Annotated in this window: 15 protein-coding genes and 1 pseudogene; 5 read left to right on the plus strand and 11 right to left on the minus strand. The window is 62.3% G+C overall.

Annotation, left to right across the window (positions count from 1 at the left end; genetic code table 11):
* Positions 1-358: 358 nt before the first annotated feature.
* From ACX5I6_RS20315 to ACX5I6_RS20325, 3 genes are all read left to right on the plus strand, one after another.
* Positions 359-2,830, plus strand: coding sequence for a glycoside hydrolase family 2 TIM barrel-domain containing protein (locus ACX5I6_RS20315; protein WP_461841835.1), 2,472 nt, complete (start codon positions 359-361; stop codon positions 2,828-2,830).
* Positions 2,831-2,909: 79 nt separating this feature from the next.
* A complete protein-coding gene (locus ACX5I6_RS20320) occupies positions 2,910-4,127 on the plus strand; it encodes a glycoside hydrolase family 1 protein (RefSeq protein WP_461841836.1) in 1,218 nt (405 codons plus the stop codon).
* 1,395 nt (positions 4,128-5,522) lie between these two features.
* Complete coding sequence (locus ACX5I6_RS20325) at positions 5,523-5,660, plus strand: hypothetical protein (RefSeq protein WP_461841837.1); 138 nt, start codon at positions 5,523-5,525, stop codon at positions 5,658-5,660.
* A gap of 353 nt (positions 5,661-6,013) precedes the next feature.
* Here ACX5I6_RS20325 and ACX5I6_RS20330 read toward each other — a convergent pair whose 3' ends face one another.
* The 5 genes and pseudogenes from ACX5I6_RS20330 to ACX5I6_RS20350 all read right to left on the minus strand — a co-directional run bounded on the left by ACX5I6_RS20330 (position 6,014) and on the right by ACX5I6_RS20350 (position 8,362).
* The gene (locus tag ACX5I6_RS20330) at positions 6,014-6,220 is read right to left on the minus strand and encodes a hypothetical protein (RefSeq protein WP_461841996.1); all 207 of its coding nucleotides are present in this window, start codon (positions 6,218-6,220) and stop codon (positions 6,014-6,016) included.
* 88 nt (positions 6,221-6,308) lie between these two features.
* A complete protein-coding gene (locus ACX5I6_RS20335) occupies positions 6,309-6,539 on the minus strand; it encodes a hypothetical protein (protein WP_461841838.1) in 231 nt (76 codons plus the stop codon).
* Positions 6,497-6,745: pseudogene (locus ACX5I6_RS20340) on the minus strand (GMC family oxidoreductase N-terminal domain-containing protein); the annotation flags it as partial. The gene ACX5I6_RS20335 and the pseudogene ACX5I6_RS20340, both read right to left, overlap by 43 nt.
* A gap of 256 nt (positions 6,746-7,001) precedes the next feature.
* Positions 7,002-7,751: an MFS transporter gene (locus ACX5I6_RS20345; protein WP_461841839.1), complete on the minus strand. Its 750-nt coding sequence runs from the start codon at positions 7,749-7,751 to the stop codon at positions 7,002-7,004.
* An 11-nt stretch (positions 7,752-7,762) separates the two neighbouring features.
* Positions 7,763-8,362 (minus strand): MFS transporter, encoded by a 600-nt coding sequence (locus tag ACX5I6_RS20350; protein WP_461841997.1) that lies wholly within the window; start codon positions 8,360-8,362, stop codon positions 7,763-7,765.
* Between ACX5I6_RS20350 and ACX5I6_RS20355 the strand changes: the two genes are divergently transcribed.
* Positions 8,289-8,564 carry a hypothetical protein gene (locus ACX5I6_RS20355; RefSeq protein WP_461842004.1) on the plus strand — a complete coding sequence of 92 codons (276 nt, stop codon included), beginning with the start codon at positions 8,289-8,291 and terminating at the stop codon, positions 8,562-8,564. The genes ACX5I6_RS20350 and ACX5I6_RS20355 overlap by 74 nt on opposite strands.
* A 218-nt stretch (positions 8,565-8,782) precedes the next feature.
* Here ACX5I6_RS20355 and ACX5I6_RS20360 read toward each other — a convergent pair whose 3' ends face one another.
* Positions 8,783-9,562: an SDR family NAD(P)-dependent oxidoreductase gene (locus ACX5I6_RS20360; RefSeq protein WP_461841840.1), complete on the minus strand. Its 780-nt coding sequence runs from the start codon at positions 9,560-9,562 to the stop codon at positions 8,783-8,785.
* A gap of 129 nt (positions 9,563-9,691) precedes the next feature.
* Between ACX5I6_RS20360 and ACX5I6_RS20365 the strand changes: the two genes are divergently transcribed.
* On the plus strand, positions 9,692-10,258 hold the full coding sequence (locus ACX5I6_RS20365) for a TetR/AcrR family transcriptional regulator (protein ID WP_461841841.1): 567 nt from the start codon (positions 9,692-9,694) through the stop codon (positions 10,256-10,258).
* 392 nt (positions 10,259-10,650) lie between these two features.
* Here the strand turns inward: ACX5I6_RS20365 and ACX5I6_RS20370 are convergent, their stop codons facing one another.
* The 5 genes from ACX5I6_RS20370 to ACX5I6_RS20390 form a co-directional block, all read right to left on the minus strand.
* The gene (locus ACX5I6_RS20370; RefSeq protein ID WP_461841842.1) at positions 10,651-11,625 is read right to left on the minus strand and encodes a Gfo/Idh/MocA family protein; all 975 of its coding nucleotides are present in this window, start codon (positions 11,623-11,625) and stop codon (positions 10,651-10,653) included.
* Complete coding sequence (locus ACX5I6_RS20375; protein WP_461841843.1) at positions 11,616-11,996, minus strand: hypothetical protein; 381 nt, start codon at positions 11,994-11,996, stop codon at positions 11,616-11,618. Before ACX5I6_RS20375 ends, ACX5I6_RS20370 begins: the two co-directional genes overlap by 10 nt.
* 65 nt (positions 11,997-12,061) lie before the next feature.
* The gene (locus ACX5I6_RS20380; protein ID WP_461841844.1) at positions 12,062-14,038 is read right to left on the minus strand and encodes a glycoside hydrolase family 2 protein; all 1,977 of its coding nucleotides are present in this window, start codon (positions 14,036-14,038) and stop codon (positions 12,062-12,064) included.
* Complete coding sequence (locus tag ACX5I6_RS20385; protein ID WP_461841845.1) at positions 14,035-15,807, minus strand: family 43 glycosylhydrolase; 1,773 nt, start codon at positions 15,805-15,807, stop codon at positions 14,035-14,037. The genes ACX5I6_RS20380 and ACX5I6_RS20385 overlap by 4 nt, the downstream gene beginning before the upstream one ends.
* Positions 15,800-18,109, minus strand: a complete 2,310-nt coding sequence (locus ACX5I6_RS20390; protein WP_461841846.1) for a glycoside hydrolase family 3 N-terminal domain-containing protein — start codon at positions 18,107-18,109, stop codon at positions 15,800-15,802. Before ACX5I6_RS20390 ends, ACX5I6_RS20385 begins: the two co-directional genes overlap by 8 nt.
* Between the last annotated feature and the right edge of the window lie 9 nt (positions 18,110-18,118).

Raw genomic sequence — 18,118 nt, forward strand, 5'->3', positions numbered from 1 at the left:
AGGCCAGGATTCCTAGAGAGCCAGATCCATGGCCAGGATCATCCCGATGTGGTCCTCCGGCCGCAACCAGCGCACGATCCCAGTGACTGGGGTTCTGTCGCGGGGCTTACTCTACGAAGAACGTGCCCGACGCTTAGTGCCGCTGCAATACATGATCGCAGGCGGGTTCGCACGCGAGGGGGCGGCCTGATCCTTCTCCTGCGCGTCAAGAGCGTGCGCTGACCGATGTGTGGGGGCCAGAGAGTTGCCGGCTCATCACTGGTTTGCCCACGAGCACGGCGGTCGTTCGAAACTCCCAATTTCAGTAGTAGTAGAGCGACCCCGGTCGCCCCGACCATCGCAAGCGAGGAACAGCAAGATGACTATGAAATCCTTCAACCGGGACTGGCGCGTCGCCCCGAAGATTAGCCCCTTTGCGCAGTTGCAGGGCGGCGCCGGGGAGGGCACGCCCGTGACCTTGCCGCACGACGCGATTCTGGCTCTGCCCCGAAGCGCGGGCGCACCGTCCGGTGGCCGCACCGCGTACTACCCCGGCGGCGCGTTCGAGTACCGCAAAAACTTCGACGTTCCCGAAGCCTGGCGCGGCAAACGGGTGTCCCTCCAGTTCGAGGGCGTCTACCGGGACGCGATGGTCTACGTAAACGGCACCTTCGCCGGTCAGCGGCCCTCCGGCTACTCGCCCTTCCGCGTGCCGCTGGACCCCTTCCTGCGGTACGGCGCCGAGAACATCATCAGGGTCGACGCGCGCGCACACGACGACTCGCGCTGGTACACCGGAGCGGGCATCTACCGGGACGTCAACCTTATTGTCACCGAACTGGTACACCTCGGACCGGTGCGGATCAGCACCCCGGACATCGACACCGGCCGCGCCGTCGTCGAGGTCGCGACGACGGTCGTCAATGAAAGCGTCGAGACCCGGACAGTCAGGGTCGGCTCCGAACTGCTCGACCAGGGCGGCGAACATATAACGGGTGGCTCCGCGCCCGTCACACTCCGCGCCGGCGCCTCCGCCGTCGTCCGTCAACGGCTCTATGTTGAGGCCCCTTCGCTGTGGAGCGTCGACAGTCCTGTGCTCTACACCGCGCGCACCGTGCTGGAGGACATCGCCGACGTCCTCGACGAGGAGGCGACGTGCTTCGGTATCCGTTCACTTCAGCTGGACCCTATACACGGTCTGCGGATCAATGGTGAGTCGGTGAAGCTGAGAGGCGCGTGCATCCACCATGACAACGGCCCCCTGGGCACGGCTACCATCGCGCGCGCTGAAGAGCGGCGGATCGAGTTGCTCAAGGAAGCAGGATTCAACGCGATACGCAGCTCACACAACCCAATGAGCCCCGCGATGCTGGATGCCTGCGACCGGCTCGGAATGCTGGTGATGGACGAAACATTCGATATGTGGACGGAGGGAAAATCTGCGTTCGACTACTCTTTGTCGTTCCCTGAGTGGTGGGAGCGCGACGTCGAGGCGCTGGTTGGGAAGGACTACAACCACCCTAGTGTCGTCTTCTACTCCATCGGCAACGAGATCTTCGAGACCGGCGACCCCCTCGGCTCCGAATGGGGACGCGTCCTCGCCGAGAAAGTCAACTCTCTGGACGGCACGCGCTTTGTCACCAACGGAATCAATCCATTCGTTTCCGTGCTCAGCGACGTCATGGGGATGATGCAGGAGAACGCGGGCGCGGCAAACGGCGACGGCGGTGTCAACGCAATCATGAACGCCGCCGACTTCATGGGCCAGATCAGCGCCGCACCGATGGTCACCGAGCGCACCGAGGCGTCTTTCGCCATGCTCGACGTTGCAGGCCTGAATTACGGCGAGGCCCGCTACGAACTGGACCGTGAACTGTTCCCCAACCGGCTGGTCATAGGCACTGAGACCTACCCGCCCCGAATCGCCCACAACTGGCACCTGGTCCAGAACAACCCGCGCGTCCTTGGGGACTTCACCTGGACGGGCTGGGATTACCTCGGCGAGGTCGGGGCAGGCCGTGTCAAGTACGCTGACGCCCCACCCGAATTTGAAGCGCCGTTCCCGTGGCTGTCCGCGCACACAGGCGACATTGACATCACCGGCCACCGCCGCCCGATCTCCTATTACCGCGAGATCGTCTTCGGCCTTCGGACCGAGCCGTACATCGCGGTGCTCCGTGCCGAGCACCACGGCCGGGATGTACTGCCCGGAATGTGGGCATGGAGTGACTCCGTAGCCAGCTGGAGCTGGGACATCCCGAACGGCGCCCCGATTGCCGTCGAGGTCTACACTGGCGGGGACGAGGTGGAACTGCTGCTCAACGGCCGATCGGTTGGCGTTTCGGCAACGGGAGCATCGAAGCAGTTCATCGCCGATTTCGACATCGCCTACGAGCCAGGAGAGCTCACTGCCGTCGCGTACAAGGACGGCGTGGAGCACGGGCGCACGGTGTTGCGTTCGGCGCAAGGGCAAACCCTGCTTACCGCTTTCGCCGACCGCAGCGAGCTGCGCGGAGACGACTCCGACCTCAGCTACATTGCCGTTGAACTCCGCGACGCCCAGGGGAATCTTGCCAGCGCCCGCGATGTACTCGTCGACGTGACCGTTGAGGGCCCGGGCGTACTCCAGGGCCTTGCGAGTGCCCGCCCGGACACCCAGGAGCGGTTCGATGCGCACCAGCGCACCACCTTCGATGGACGGGCGCTGGCCATTGTCAGGCCGACGAATCCAGGGACGATTACTGTGACGGTATCGGCCGAAGGCCTCGAACCGGTCATCCTCACACTGGAGGCACGCCTGCCGCACAAGGCTGCCGAGGCCTCGCCCGCCCAGCTTCTCACCAGCCCCTGACCCTTAGTTGACTGAGACAACCAGATCACCACTGATTTGCCAGTATCTCCACCGTAATTCACACTTTGAAAGGCTCGTGATGACTCTCTCCCGCTTTACCAAAGGATTTCTATGGGGGGCCTCCACTGCCCCACATCAGATTGAAGGGAACAACACCAACAGCGACTGGTGGGCCCGCGAAGGAACCACGCCGGGCATTGAGCCTAGCGGCGACGCTGTCGACAGCTACCACCGCTACCGGGAGGACATGCAACTCCTCGCAGATTCCGGATGCAACGCCTACCGGTTCGGAATCGAATGGGCGCGGATCGAACCTCGACAAGGCCAATTTTCGCTGGCGGCCCTGGCGCATTACCGGCGCATGATTGACACCGCCCGCGAGCTGGGGCTGGAGCCTGTCATCACGCTGCAGCACTTCACCGTCCCGCGCTGGTTCGCCGAAGAAGGCGGGTGGATGGCCGAGACGGCGATTGAACGCTTCGCAGCGTTCGTTAGGGCAGCCACGGACATCCTCGCCGGAGTGCAATGGGTCGTTACCATGAACGAGCCCAACATGCTCGCGATGATGGTGATGCTCGAAGATGACATGCGCACCGGCAAGCGCGCGGAATGGCAGAGCCCAACCGTCGAGGGCGAATACGACCGGGAGCGCATCGCCGCGAACCTGCCTTCGCCCCGCCCGGAATTCGGACGCCGCTTCGTCGAGGTCCACCACGCCGTCCGCGATATCGTCCGGGAACGTACGGGCGCCAAGGTCGGTTGGACCATCGCAAATCCCGCTCTCACCCCAACTGTCGGAAATGAAGTGAAGTTTGAGCAGGTCCGCTACGACCAGGAGGACCTGTACCTTGAGGGCTCAAAGGGAGACGACTTTGTAGGTGTCCAGGCTTATTCCACCCAGTCGGTTGACGCGAAGGGCATAGTCCCCCACCCGCCGCACCCCGACAACACTATGACCGGTGTCGCTTACCGCCCGGACGCCCTTGCGATGGCAGTCAAGCACGTCTGGGAGGTCAGCGGCCTACCGATGCTGATCACTGAAAACGGCATAGCCACGGCAGATGACACACGTCGAATTGCCTACATCGACGAAGCGCTGGCTGGCCTCTCCGGTGCCATTGAGGACGGGGCAGATGTTCGGGGATACCTCCATTGGAGCCTGCTCGATAACTACGAGTGGGGCCATTGGGACCCCACTTTCGGCCTCATCAGCGTTGACCGCACCACCTTCGAGCGATTCCCCAAACCCAGCCTCGCCCACTTGGGCGCAATCGCAAAGGCGAATGGAATCCTTTAGGACTCAGATGACACTCCACTGACAATCCAATAGCAACCGCGTCAGGTTTCTGAGCGTGCCGCCCAGCGCCCACTGTCCAGAAGCTGTGGGGAACCGGAAATGCGCGTGGAATCCTCACTTTGCTGCGTGCTCGGGGCACTGAAACCCTGACGACTGTTCCGGCCCCAATTCATTTCGCGGCAGCCATTGTCGTGCCACTGATTGAAGGCACCACAACCACTGGCTCCTGCGGACGTCTCCGCGATTTCTCGCTGGGTTTGGAATGTGTCACTGAACCAGCCGTGCTTTGACCCCTCCGCCCCAGTACGGATCTTCCTGGTGGGCATAACTTGAGAATAGGAGTACTGACATGACACAGCGGCGCATCAACGACTGGTGCTCTCTCAGCGGCGGGAGCGTTGAAATTCGACTACAGGGCACCGTAGTCAGCACCGGCATCGTAGACGCGGTCACCGAAGATGGAAGCATTCTTTGGATACACTCACCGGTCGAGGGCCGGCGGCTCTTCGAGAAAGCAGACTTATACCAAGTATGGGCCCTAGATGAACGAGCCGGATTTCACTACCGCATAAGCCGCGCCGAAACTGAAGCTCCAGCTCAATCTGGCGACAGCGTTGCGCCGGCAGGATCTGCCGCCCCTACCGTCAACTGCGGCCTGACCACTGCTCGGGTCCCAGCTGTGCATACAACACCCTCCGTTAACTGGGCACCGCAGGGCTGAACAAGGGCAAGGCCCGGAACAACATGGCTCGGGCAACCGGCGCGGCGAGGTCCGTGGACGGTGTCCTTGGACAAAGTCGGCGTCTCGGTGGACGCTGGCCAACTCCTCCTCTGGACCTTCATCGCAAACGCTGTCATCAACACCGTGGCCTTCATCCTGCCGCGAAGACAGATCTGATGCGGGGCGGACGGGAAGAAGAGACCGCAGACGCCACCACCTCATACCTCGGCGTCGGCACGGCAACCATCACCAAGTCAGCAACCTGGACCGGCCAGAAAATCGTCACGGTGATGCTCATGGCCAGCACCTTGGTGGGCGCTCACTCGCAGGAAGCGCTGGGGCCACATCGGCTGGAACGTCATCCTGCTCATCAGCGGCATCGTCACGTACATCACCATCCTGGAAACAGCCGGAGTCATCAAAGAAGTCGTCAACTCCGTCGCAGGCAACGGCACACCGCTCCTCGCCGTTCTCATGATGCTGGTCGCTCAGGCTTTGCATCAGCCTTCGCCTCCACCAACGCCATGTTCGTAGTGCTCGTCCCACTGGCAGCCCCCTGCTCACCACCGGAACCATTGGCGTTCTCGGCTTCGATATCGCCCTCTGCATCGCCGGATCGGCCGTGGACTCCAGCCCCTTCTCCACCGGCGGCGCACTCGCGGGTGCCAACACCGATGGAGAAAACGCGAAAAACCTTCCGCGGCATGATGATCTGGGGGATGTCCAGGATCGTTGCAGCGCCCATCCTCGCCTCGTTGCTGTTCGTCGTTATCTCAACCAGTACCAGCCACGAGGGCGGGCTGATGAATTAGCCCGCCCTCGCTTGCCATCGAAACCCCCGGGCGCCGGCAGGCTGTCGGATCTCCTGGTCTTTCCGAAGGTCGTCTTCGATTGACAGGTAATTGGGAGTGATCCGGGGGGTAACCGGGTGGCCCGTGGATCCTTGGATGTGATGTGCACTGATCCCTCGCTGGTGGGCCGCAGGGCAAATCCGAGCAGGAAGTAACCGGGCCTTTTTTGATGTCGGAACCAATGGACCCTGCACCTGAGGAACAGTACCTGCGCGTCCGGGCGTGCAAGTTCCGGCGCGGTCTTGAAGAAGGTCAATATGTCGTAGGCGGGTGTGGAAATCGATCCTTTGCGGGTCAGCATCCACTCAAGGCCGCTAACCCTGCCTGGGCGGGGAGGAAAGCTTTTTGTTGCAGCCGATGTTCTTGTTCAGGCGGACCTGAAGCGGCAGGCATCGGTGTTCGCGTACGCCTTCGCCGATGTTCTCGCTTTCTGCGCGAACATCGCTGCCAGCGGCTGTGAGTACGTCACGCCGTCTGATGCCGGATACCTCAAGCAGCTGGGGTGTGGCGATTGAGCCCATGCTAAGGATGATTTCGCGCTTGGCGCTGAAGGTCACGTCGAATCCCCCGCCAGCGCCGTTACCCCGGTAACCGTCTCGCCGTTAAAGGTCAGCCCGGACACGTTGTATTGGTGCGCAGGGTGAGGTTGGGTCGTTTGAGGGCCGGACGTAGGGAAGGCCTGGCCGCGCTGACCCGTACTACGTCGCGGATGCTCGCCGGCGCGTACCCGATCCGTTGGCCGTCGGAGTCGTTGAGACCCCAGACAGTCTCGATGCCCAGGCCACCGGCGGACTTCATCAGGGCCTCTCCGACCGTTTCGCTGTCCTTGCGGACGCCCACCTGAAGAGGCCACCAGCACCACGCATATCGGATTGACCCAACGACTGATCTTCCATGCTCTTGAAAACGCGGAGCATTTCGTCCCACCCCCAGCCAGGGTTTCCCAATGCTTCAAGGCCGACGTAGTCGGCCTGCGACCCCCGGTTGTAGACCATTCCGCTCACGGAACTTGAACCGCCCAAGGACCTTTCCGCGGGCCCAATACTCGACCTGCCATTGGGGCCGAAGGGCTCGGTAGGGTAAAACCAGGCGTACGTGCTTGGGGTTGCTCAGGGCGAAGGCAATTCCCTTGGGGATGGAGATCATACGGTGCGGATCCGGCCCACCTGCTTCAAGCACGAGAGCCTTAATTTCGGGTCCTCCGTCAACCGGTTAGCGAGGACGCATCCCGCGGATCCCGCTCCGACGATGATGTAGTCATAGGGGCCTTCGTTCACAGCTCAACTCCAGTGTTGTTTGTGGTTATTTGGGTATTGCGGATGATTCGTTGTACTGCTGTGGTTCCCCGTCCCGCTCCAACGTCCGGTTCCTGGGTATGGCAAGGGCAGCCAGGGCGGCGACCAGGGCCACAGCGCAGCCGATAAACAACCCGTATCTGAAGCCGTCGGCTGTTGCCACCAAGTGCGAACCTGAAGGCGTGGATATCTGGGCGAGCACCACCCCGATGACCGCGCCGGAGATGGACATGCCGACGGACAGCATCAACGCGTTGAAGCTGTTCGCCGACCCCGTCTCGGTATTGGGTACGGCCCCCATGATCAAGGCCGGCAGGGCACCATAAGCAAAGCCGAGCCCGATGCCGCCGATTACATTAGCGGCCATCAAGCCCCAGACGCTGTCCATCATGAATGTGGATACGGCGTAGCTGGACGCCGTAATTACAGCGCCCGCAACCAGCGTCATCTTCGGCCCCCTGCTGGCGCTGAGCTTGGCTCCCAGCGGCGAAACAAGCATCATCGCCAGACCTGCCGGCGCCATCCAAAAGCCCATCTGCAACATCGACTGGCCTAGGCCGTAACCCGTCTCAGTAGGTAGCTGGAAGACCTGGGGAAGAATCAGCGACCGGGCATACATCGCGAAGCCCAGCAGAATCGACGCCACATTCGTCAGCAGCACCGCCCGACGGATAGTCACCCGCAGGTCCACCAGGGCGTAAAGGGTGCGCAACTCCCACCAGCCCCAAAACCCGAAGAGAAAGACTGCCGCGCCCAAGAGACCCACCACTACCGGACTTCCCCAGCCCCAGTCTCCCCCTTGGACACGGCCAGCAGGAGGCAGATCAGGGCTGCACCAAGACCAAAGGCTCCGGGAAAGTCGAACTTCCCGGCACGTTCTGGAGCGACAGCCCCCGGAACAACTCTCCAGATCAACATCAGGCACAGCAGGCTGACCGCCGCCGTGACCCAGAAGAGGATGCGCCAATCGCTGAATTGGACAACCGCGGCGGCGATCGGGAGACCGAGGGCGCCGCCGATACCCAGCGATGAACTGACGAGGGCAATGGCCCCGCGCAGTTGGCCCGGTGGAAGCACGTCTTTTAGGAGGCTGATGCCCAAAGGGACCACGCCTGCTGCGAGGCCTTGCAGACCTCGACCGATGATCATGGGGACCACGGAGTCAGCCACGGCGCAAATAGCCGACCCGAGGATCAGGGGAACGAAGGAGCCCAGGATAACCGGGCGCTTACCGTACATGTCCCCCAGCCGCCCGGCGACCGGGGTGATGACGGCTGACGCCAGGAGTGTCACGGTGATCACCCAGGAAGTATTGGAAGGGGTGGTGTCGAAAATTTTCGGCAGCTCAACCAGGAGTGGGACCGCCAAAGTATGCGCCAGCGACGCAACTATCCCGGCGAAAGCTAAAACCGCAACCAACGGGCGGGTTCTGGTATTGGAGGGGTCAAGGGCGCTGCGTGCAGACATGGGCAAACTCCTGTTATGGGACGATTTGAAGCTGAACAACGGACACCCTAGGCGCCGTCAAGTGGCCACCGTTGCGGATAGCATTCACGGATTCAATACGTAGATCCTTGGCTCGAAGTTGTCCGCTCAAAAGGAGCTTGAGTCGTCGGATACGTCGTCCTGAAGATTTCGGTCGACGTTGATGTCCCGAGACGCCAACCTTTTGGCCATCATTTCGCCTCGCAACTGCCGTTGGCTTCTCGTGTGAGCGTCCGATACCTCATGTCAGGTGCCGCGATACAGGACCCTCGCCGGTTAGCTCGAAGAGCGATCCCGAGGCAGCTAAATCGCTGACCAGCCTCCGTCGGAGGCCAAAATGGCGCCACTAATGTTGGTGCCGTCATCGCTGAGCAGGAACGTGATCGAAGCAGCAAGCTGCGCCGCCGTGGCGGGGGTGGGAATGTTGGCTTGCATGAGTGGAACGAGGCGTTCGGTGGCCAGCTGGGATCCGAAGTTCGCCACGATGCCCGTGAGAGTGGGTCCCGGAGCCACGGCATTGAAGCGCAGGCCCTTCGGGCCGTACATCACTGCGGAGTTCTTGGTAAGGCCGACAACGGCGTGTTTGGACGCCGTGTACGCAGCCCCGGCAGCCGAACCACGGATGCCGGCCTCCGAGGAGACATTCACTACCGACCCCGCCCCGGCTTCCAGCATCAGCGGCACAACGCCGCGTGTGAGGCGCATGAGGGCGGTGACGTTGATCCGGAAAACCCGGTCCCAAAGATCATCATCCACCTCATGGATAGGTGCGAAATCGTCCATGATTCCAGCGACGTTGGCCAAGGCATCCACGCGTCCGCCGGCGGCGGCGATGACTGCCGCCACGGTTTCTTCGGTGGAGATGTCACCGGCGACGGGCACCAGGTCCAGGCCACTGTTCTCTTCCACCAAGGCATCGAGGCGCTCTTTGCTGATGTCCGCAGCGATGACCTTGCCGCCCTCCCTGGCGATGCGCAGGGTAGTCGCCTTCCCAATGCCGGACGCTGCCCCCGTGACGATAACGGTCTTTCCTGCAAAACGGGTGTTGGTGATGGTTTCGTGCCACGTGGCTTCGTTGCCCATGATGTCCTTTCAGACGCTAAACAATGTTGCAGCCAATCTTATGACACACTGTGTCATTATGGAAGGGTGAATACTGGTGAGATGTTTTCGAATGATCCCATCACCTCCACCCGCCCGACGGGGCGGCCTGTGAGCATCGATCCCGAGGCGGTCGCCGCCCTTGCTCTGCGAATGTTTGCCCAGCGTGGGTACGAGCAGACCTCGATGGAAGACATTGCGCGCGAGGCCGGGGTCGGGCGCAAAAGCCTGTACCGCCACTTTGCGAATAAAGCTGACCTGGTGTGGGGTGGGATGGGACCGGTCCTTAAAGCGTCCGCAGCCGCATTGAAGGCAGTCCCTTCCCCCGACATGTCAAACAAGGAAATCTTGGACGGACTGCGGGAAGCAGTGCTTGCCGGGGCTGCCGTTCTCCCGGACCTTGCCGTGACGCGCGGAAGGCTCCGTCTGATCGCTGAGCACCCGGAGCTGATGAGCCGGAGTCAGGATTTTTTGGGCACCCGTCGTGAGCAGACCCGCTCCTACCTCACTGCCCATGGCATTCCTGAGGACACCGCACGGTATCTTTGTGCTGCCCTCAACGGAGCGTCCTTCGAAGCCTGGCTGCTTTGGGCAGCCAGCGAAGATCCCGACCCCATCCCTTACATTCGGTCAGCACTGGCGGTACTGACCCTTGGTGAAGACGTGGCCAAGGTCTAACGCCTCCAGACGGGGCAGCTGCGGCAGATCCAACAGTCTAAAAGTGGCATTGGCGTATCAGACCAAGGGGGACGGTCGGATGGGCTCGAACGACGTACCGCCCGGCCTCCATTCGGGTAACCAGAATTCCTGTCTTATGCCTGGTTGCCGCTTCAAGCACGATCTCCAGGGCGTTGTTCAGGGCGTCATCAAGGGCAGAGGCTTCGTTTACTGTCACTTCGACGACCCCTGGAGAAGAAATCTGGTGATCGGTGTCTCGCCCGGCTGAGGTGCAAGTGGTTGAGGGTAAGAGTGCATGGGAAGCGACTTTCAGTTGCGGACTGCAGGGGCACATGTCACCGGGTGTGCTTTTCCAAACGTCCTCGGTGGCATCTTGGTGACTTGGTTATTCTCTAAAGGCCTGGTTCTCGTATGCGCATGCCGGCCGCCCGGTAGATCTCGTCGATCGTTTTCATGGTCGCTATTCCAGCCGCTGCGTCAGTGATATTGGGTCCACCTTGTTCAACCGCGTCACGGAATGCTTCGAGCTGGTAGTCGTAGCTTGAGCGCCTGTTCGCTGACTCCCGCTCCCGTATGGCTGGACCTTCGATACGAAGGCGCCCGCCCTGCTGGGGGTGGTAGGGCCACCAGACGCGCAGCCGTGCGCGTGTGCCTTGCAAGTCAACGCGGGCCGAGAACAAACTTCGCGACCAGATCGAGCTCCTCACCGTAGCGTGCGTGGGGCCATACCGTAGGCGTGCAGTCATAGCGCGGTCGATGTCTCCTTTGAACTTGGCTTCGGCGGATATGACGGTCGCCTCGCAGCGGAGGACGTCGTGCAGCATGCGGAGCGGATAGCATCCGACATCCATGAGCCCTCCACCACCGAGCCTAAAATTCCAGCGGATGTCCCGGCCTGGAGGGATCGGCACGCTGAACGTGGCATGGGCGGTTTCGATTGGCCCGAGCATCCCGGACTCGACGATGTCGCCTATCCGTGTTGTGAACGGATGATGCGCCGTGTGGTGTGCCTCCATGAGGACCAGTCCGGCGTCGGCGGCCATGTGGGCGACAGATTCTGCCTCGTGGGCGTTTGCCATGAACGGCTTTTCGACGAGCACGTGGCGGCCGGCGTCCAGGGCTGCCCGGGCCCACCGGCCGTGCAGGGCTGCTGGAAGGGGAATGTAGACGGCGTCGAGTGAGTCATCGGCAAGTAATTCGTCGTAGTTTCGATAAACCTGTTCGATGCCGTGCCGCTTGGCGGCGGCGGCCGCCCGCAGGGGGTTACGTGCCGCGATCGCAGCGACCGTGACCCCCTGCACTCTCGTCGCCGGGCCTGTGAGGGCTCCGCCGATGATGCGTGCCGCACCAAGTATCCCTATACGCATAGGGATGCGCTCTGTGCGCTCAACTGCACGGTGGCGGTGCCGTGCCGCTGGCTTGTGGCGCGCACATGGATCTCTCCGGCGGCGCCAGTGCTTCGAACGATCGCCAAAGCCCGGCCGTAGTAAGTCGAGTGCCTGTCAGAGCTATAAGATTCGGTCGTTGCGGGGGCACTGCTGCCCATGGCTATGAGAGTTGCCTCGCCCTCGACCTCGACCTCGATGGTGTCATCTTGAAGCATCTCGATTACGCCGTCGTTATCGGCAATCTCGATTCGGATGAAGGCGACGTTCTGAGGATCGGCCTCGAGTTGGTTCGTTTCGGCGATGAGGCGCAGTTTGGGGCCTTGTGCGGTGCGGAGGACGCTGCGAGCCACTTCGGTGCGGCCTACGTATCCGATCGCGACGATCTCCCCTGGCTCGTAGGTGCTCCGGTAACGCGCTACATACCCGGTTTTGGCTCCTGCCCGTTTTTTCCCAGCGAACGATTGTTAATGAACACCTCCACTTCGTCGTGGGGCGAGTAGATTTCAAGTTCGGCGGTGCGTCCCTCTGCGCCATGCCATGACCAGCTTGCGACGGCATCTGTGCTGCGCCACGCCGTTCGCCGTACCTTTTCACCGGCCCGGTTGAGGGGGCGGACTGTGATGGCCGGTTCCTGGAGTTGACCCCAGACCGCGCGATTGTGGAGGGCCTGTGCGCCGGGGACACCGGTGATGTCGATGGCGCCCGGCCCTGCGACGACGTGCGGGAAAGGCTTGGAGAGGCCGGCCGTTTCAGCGTCGGCCCCGTAGGCCCATGTCCCGATGCCTGCTTCGCCGAGGTAGTCCCATGCGGTCCAGCTGAAGTCGCCGATGACATTCGGAAGTTTTTCCACGATCGGCCACAGGCGTGCGATATCTCCGGGGAGCGATTCGGAACCCACGACTATCCGGTCACGGTAGCGTTTGGCGTCTCCCTTGTAGCGGCCCCAGGCGTAGTTATAGGAGGCGACGTCGAGTGTGCCGATGACGTCGCGGGTCGCTTTATCGGCGCCGGGAGCTCGTGCAACGAGTTGCATGATGCTCCCGAGCTTGTTGGCCATGATGTTCGCGGCGGTACTGGTGATGGGGGAAGGTTTCTTCTTGGCTGCCGCAGGTGCGGGAGCGGCGGACTGGGCGCCTTTTTTGCTTCCGGCCATGAGATTCAGCAGGAAGTTGACGGCTGCGGTGACCGGTCGGTCCGGGTCAAGTTCGCGTAGAAACGCCCGCATGACCCTGGCGGTCTCGATGCCTTGCGGGGTGCTCGTTTCGGTGTTCTCGTTGCCTATCGAGTACATGATGACTGACGCGTGGTTGCGGTCCTTTGCGACCATCGAGCGAATGTCGTCGGGCCAGAGCTCTTCGAATCGTGACGACAGGTCGAATGGGCTCTTGGTGTTGAACCAGACGTCCGTGAGCTCGTCCAGGACGTAGAGTCCGAGTTCATCGCACGCGTCCAGTAGGTCACGTGACATGGGCGTGTGTGCGCTGCGGATTGCGTTGAAACCGTTGTCCTTGAGGATTCTGGCGCGTCGGAATTCGGACGTTCGGAAGGTCGCCGCGCCGAGCGGACCATTGTCGTGGTGGACGCATCCGCCGCGCAGGAGCGTGGGTTCGCCGTTGATGAGGAGCCCGCGGCGAGGATCGATCTCGACGGTGCGGAGTCCGACACGGTATTCGCGTTGGTCGCGGACCCCGTCACTGGTGGCAAGCGTGATCGACGCGGTGTAAAGGTGCGGTGAGCGGTCGGACCAAGGTTTAGGGTCGGGGACTTTGAGGGTCAGGGTCGTCCGCCCGCCGGCAACAACGGCGGATGATTCGGCGACCAGTACGCCGTCATCGGTCAGCTGTATTGCGGCCTCCGCCCCCAGGGCGGCGCCGTCGAGGTCAAGGACAGCTTCGATGATCGCTGAACTGCCGAGGGAGACGGTGCGGATGCCGATTCCTGCAGGGTCCAGGTGGATGGCAGGGATGTCTTCGAGCCAGACCCGTCGATAGATTCCGGACCCGGAGTACCAGCGGCTGTTGGGCTGGGCAGAGTTGTCGACATCTACTTCGATCAGGTTCTCCTGGCCTGGCATCACACCCGCGAGGGGAACGGCGAATTCACGGTAGCCGCTGACGTTGCGCCCAACTTCCTCACCGTTGAGCCGGATGGTCGTCTCTCCATATACGCCCTCGAATAAGAGACGGAGCCTCCTGTCCGCCGCGTCCGCCGGCGTTGTCCATCGTTTGGTGTAGAGGTAGCGTCCGCCCGGGAAGTGGGCGCCGTGGGCTCCGGATGGGGCGTCAGCGGTTCGGGTCTCGCCGATCATCGCGTCGTGGGGAAGTGTTACGGGTTGTGGTTCTCCGCCGTTGGCGCTGACGGTCCATCCATCGGTGAAGAGCAGGGAGCTCATTTCTTGACCTTTTCTCGCGCGTGCCCTGAGATGGCGACGATTTCTCCGGGGGTGATGCCGTTTTCGTTGAAGGCGTCGACGGCGACCCAGTAATCTTCTTCCGCGTTGAGGAAGCTGAGGTTTAGGTTTGTCTGTTCGTAGACCAGCCAGCTGTGATATAGCTTCTCCGGGTGCCTGCCGTAGCGGACGTTGTAGCCGTCGGCTCCTCGGACGTGTTGCCAGGAGACGGCTGCGGTTAGGGCGTCGATTCGAGCAGCGGAGGCTGTTGCTGCGGCGGGCGGGGCTCCGATGCCGGTTCCGAAGACCCGCAGGCCGCTGACGGCGAAGGGGGCTCCGAACGGTACTGCGTATCCGGTCAGGCGGACGAAACGGGCGGAAACGCCGCCCTCGGCTGTCACCGTCCTGTGGGGGGCGTCCTCACCGGTGCCGCGGCCATCCCACAGCGTCGTCCAGTGTTCGCCGTCGACTGACGTTTCGAGCGTGTATTCGGTGGGGTGGCTTGTAGGGTCCAGCAGGCGTTTGTGGCCTTCAAGTTGTCGCAGTGACTTTCGCGCTGGTGCAGGGGTGATCTTTGTGAGTTCGTGGTCGGCGAGGTTGACCTGTATCGCATGTACGGTCAGGGCCCCGCCCAGGTCGACGGTGAGGCTTTCCCCGTGCGCGTTCGTCCCTGCAACCCACCAGTCCCGGATGTTTTCGTTGACCGCGAGGCCTGGTTCATGGCCGGGCAAGGAGCTGGACGCGGTCACGGGCTTGAGGTAGGAAAGCAGCATCCACCCGGGAAAGGTGTCTGTCCACGGGTCGAACGGCTTGTCGGGGACGATCATAGGGTAGTCGGCGAAGTTCTGGTTGCAGAACAGCACGCCGTCGTCGTCGAAGCCGGCGGGGAAGAGCCCGACACGACGCTCGTAGTTCTGGTTCACTGAGATGCGCATCGTTGAGGTGTGCCACCAGTTCCCGTGTTTGTCCTGGAAGGTGCTGCCGTGTCCGGCGCCGGTGATGAAGCCGCCGGGTTTGGATGAGAAGGGGCTGTCGGCCGAGTATTCGAACGGCCCCAACGGGCTTGTGCCCGTGTAGTACCCGTCGGCGTAGGTGTTCACTTCCGTTGCCGGCGCAGAGTACTGGAGGTAGTACGTGTCTTCGCGTTTGGTCATCCAGGCGCCCTCGATGTGAGGGCGGCCGCCGAAGACGATTTTGGAGAGCAAACTGCTTTGCTTGGGGTCGTGGTTTTCACCGGTGCGTTCCCAGCCGCGTGATCCGGTGGCACTTGAGATCAGCGGTTTCGGGCTCCCGATCTGTTCGTAGCTTGACCGGTCCAGTTCCACGCCCTGCAGGGGGACGCGGGCGTCGCATCCCCAGTAGAGGTAGGTGCGAGCGTCGTCGTCCTGGAACAGGTTCGGGTCCCAGAAGGGGAAGCTGCCGGGCGTGATCTCTGTGAAGTCATCGGCCAGCGGATCGGTGCTGCGGTAGAAGGGCGAGGGCTTGCCCCGGCGGGAGGCGGAGATGATCAGCGCTCCGTCAACTTCGCGGACGTCCGGTGCGTAGTCGTACGCGGGGAATTTCGCGCTTCGCTTGAGAGTCCAGGTGACCAGGTCCTTGGAATAGAAGAATCCCGGGGTCATGGAGGCGAACAGGAAGTAGGTGCCGTTGAAGAGAACGACCGAGGGGTCGGCAGCCTCCCGGGAGAGCGATCGTTTGCCCGCAAGGCTCCGGACGTCCGAATAGGCGTACGGCAGATCGAGTGGATTGCAGAGGATCCGCGTCTTACTCATAGTTGTCCCCCTCCGCGGTGGCGGCCGCGGCGGAATCGGTCACGTCGAGCACAGTAGTGAGTTCGGCAGTCGAGCTGCCTCCGGCCCAGATGTCAATGGTGGTTGCGTCCTGCACGTACCCGCCTGTCACGGCGCTCCAGTACTGCAGGTGGTCCGGGCCGAGGGTGAATTGCACGGTCCGCGTCTCGCCCGCGGCAATCATCACGCGCTCGAACGCTTTGAGTTCCCGGACAGGCCGCGATGAGGTGCCGTATCTCTGGTGAATGTACAGCTGCACCACTTCTTCAGCGCTGGAGGCGGAGGTGTTGGTCACGTCCACGGACACGGTGACAGTTTCCCCGACCGGGATTGACGCGCGGTCCAGCTGGAGGTTGGCGTATTCGAAGGTGGCGTACGAGAGTCCATGCCCAAAGGAATACAGTGGCGTGCTGCTTTCCTCCCAGTAGCGGGCGCCTTGGTCCTGCGGGGCGAAGGTGCGGTAGTGGGAGTACACCATGGGCACCTGGCCCACGTGGCGGGGCCAGGTGAATGGCAGCCGTCCCGCGGGCGAGGCATCACCAAGGAGTACGGAGGCGACAGCGTCTCCTCCCTTTGTTCCGGGGTACCACGCTTGCAGGATGGCCGGGACGTTCGCGTCGGCCCACCTCAGATCCAACGGCCGGCCGGACATGACGATCAGGATGACGGGCGTGCCGGTCTTGACGATTTGGCGGAGCTGTTCCTCCTGGGCGCCGGGCAGTTCAAGGGTCGACGTTGAGGCGTTCTCGCCTATCTGGTTCTGCCGCTGCCCGACGACGACGATGGCGATGTCTGCTTCAGCTGCAAGATCCACTGCTTTCTGGATTTCGGCGGCATCGTCGTAGTCGTCCGGCGTCGCGACGACCGTCTGGTCCATTTGGTCGAACATGGACGGGAAGATCCGATTCGGGATGCTGGCGCCGGGTGCATGGCCGACACTGACACCGTCGCCGAGCCGTGATCGCAAACCTTCGAGGATCGTAACGGTTTCCTCGGTGTCATGATCGAAGACCCAGGGGCCAAGGGTGTCGCGCTTGCTGTCGGCGAGTTGGCCGATCACCGCAACGGAGGTGAGCGAAGCGGCCGTGAGGGGCAATGCTCCTGCCTCGTTTTTCAGGAGCACGAATGACTCCTCAGCCGCTGAGCGGGCCAAATCCCGGCTGGCGGCCGCTGTCAGGACTGCGGCCGCCGCGTCCTCGTCAACGTACGGCGTCTCGAACAGGCCGAGCTCGAACTTAACTCTAAGAATTCGACTGACGGCATCGTCAATAACTTCTTCTCCCACCAAGCCGTCTCTTACCGCTTGAGCAAGCCGGGAGAACGCAGGGTCGAACATAGACATTTCCATGTCCACGCCCGCCGATATGGCACGTACGGCCGCGTCGGTGAGGTCTTTGGCGAAGTGCTGGGTCTCGAGTGACCGCACAGCGTTGTTGTCAGAGACAACAAACCCGGTGAAGCCAAGTTCGTCGCGGAGCACGTCAGTGAGCAGGTGGCGGTTTCCGGATGCCGGTACGCCGTTGTAGTCCATGTAGGCGCTCATGACGTTGGCTGCGCCCGCCTCGATCGCGGCCCGGAACGGGGGCAGATAGACGTTCCACAGCTCTGAGTCGGAGATGTCTGCGTCGTCGTAGTCCCGGCCTCCACGGGCAGCACCGTAGCCGGCGAAGTGTTTGGGTCCGGCGAGGATGTTGTCGGATCCGAGGTTTCCTTGGAAGCCCCGTACCTGTGCGGCTGCAACGGCCGCTCCAAGCACGGGGTCCTCGCCTGAGCCTTCGATGATTCGTCCCCAGCGTGGATCGCGGGCGACATCGACCATGGGGGCGAAGGACCAGTGAATTCCTGCCGCCCGCGCCTCGCGGGCGGCCGTGGCCTGGACTGCTTCGATGGTGTGGGGCGACCAGGTTGCCGCCAGAGCCAGTGGCACCGGGAAGATCGTTCGAAGACCGTGGATGACATCGAAGCCGAACAACAGGGGAATACCCAGGCGGCTCTCTTCGACGGCGAGCCGTTGCATCCGGTTCGCTTTCGCCGCGTCCTTAATGAAGAGAATCGACCCGGTCAAGCCCCCGCGGATGGCACCTTCAACGACCTTGGGCTGCTCAGCATAGGCGCGCTGCTCCGGTGGAAGGAGATCGACGTCAAGGTCGTCGGGAACCTCGAGGCCCAAGTGGAAGAACTGGGTGAGCTGCCCAACCTTCTCGTCGAGTGTGAGCCTGAACAGAAGGTCTACGACGCGCTCCTCTGTGGGTAGCGTTGCGCGGCGGAAGGGTAGGTCGGTCATGATGTCCTT

The sequence above is a fragment of the Arthrobacter sp. MMS24-T111 genome, from assembly GCF_054888995.1.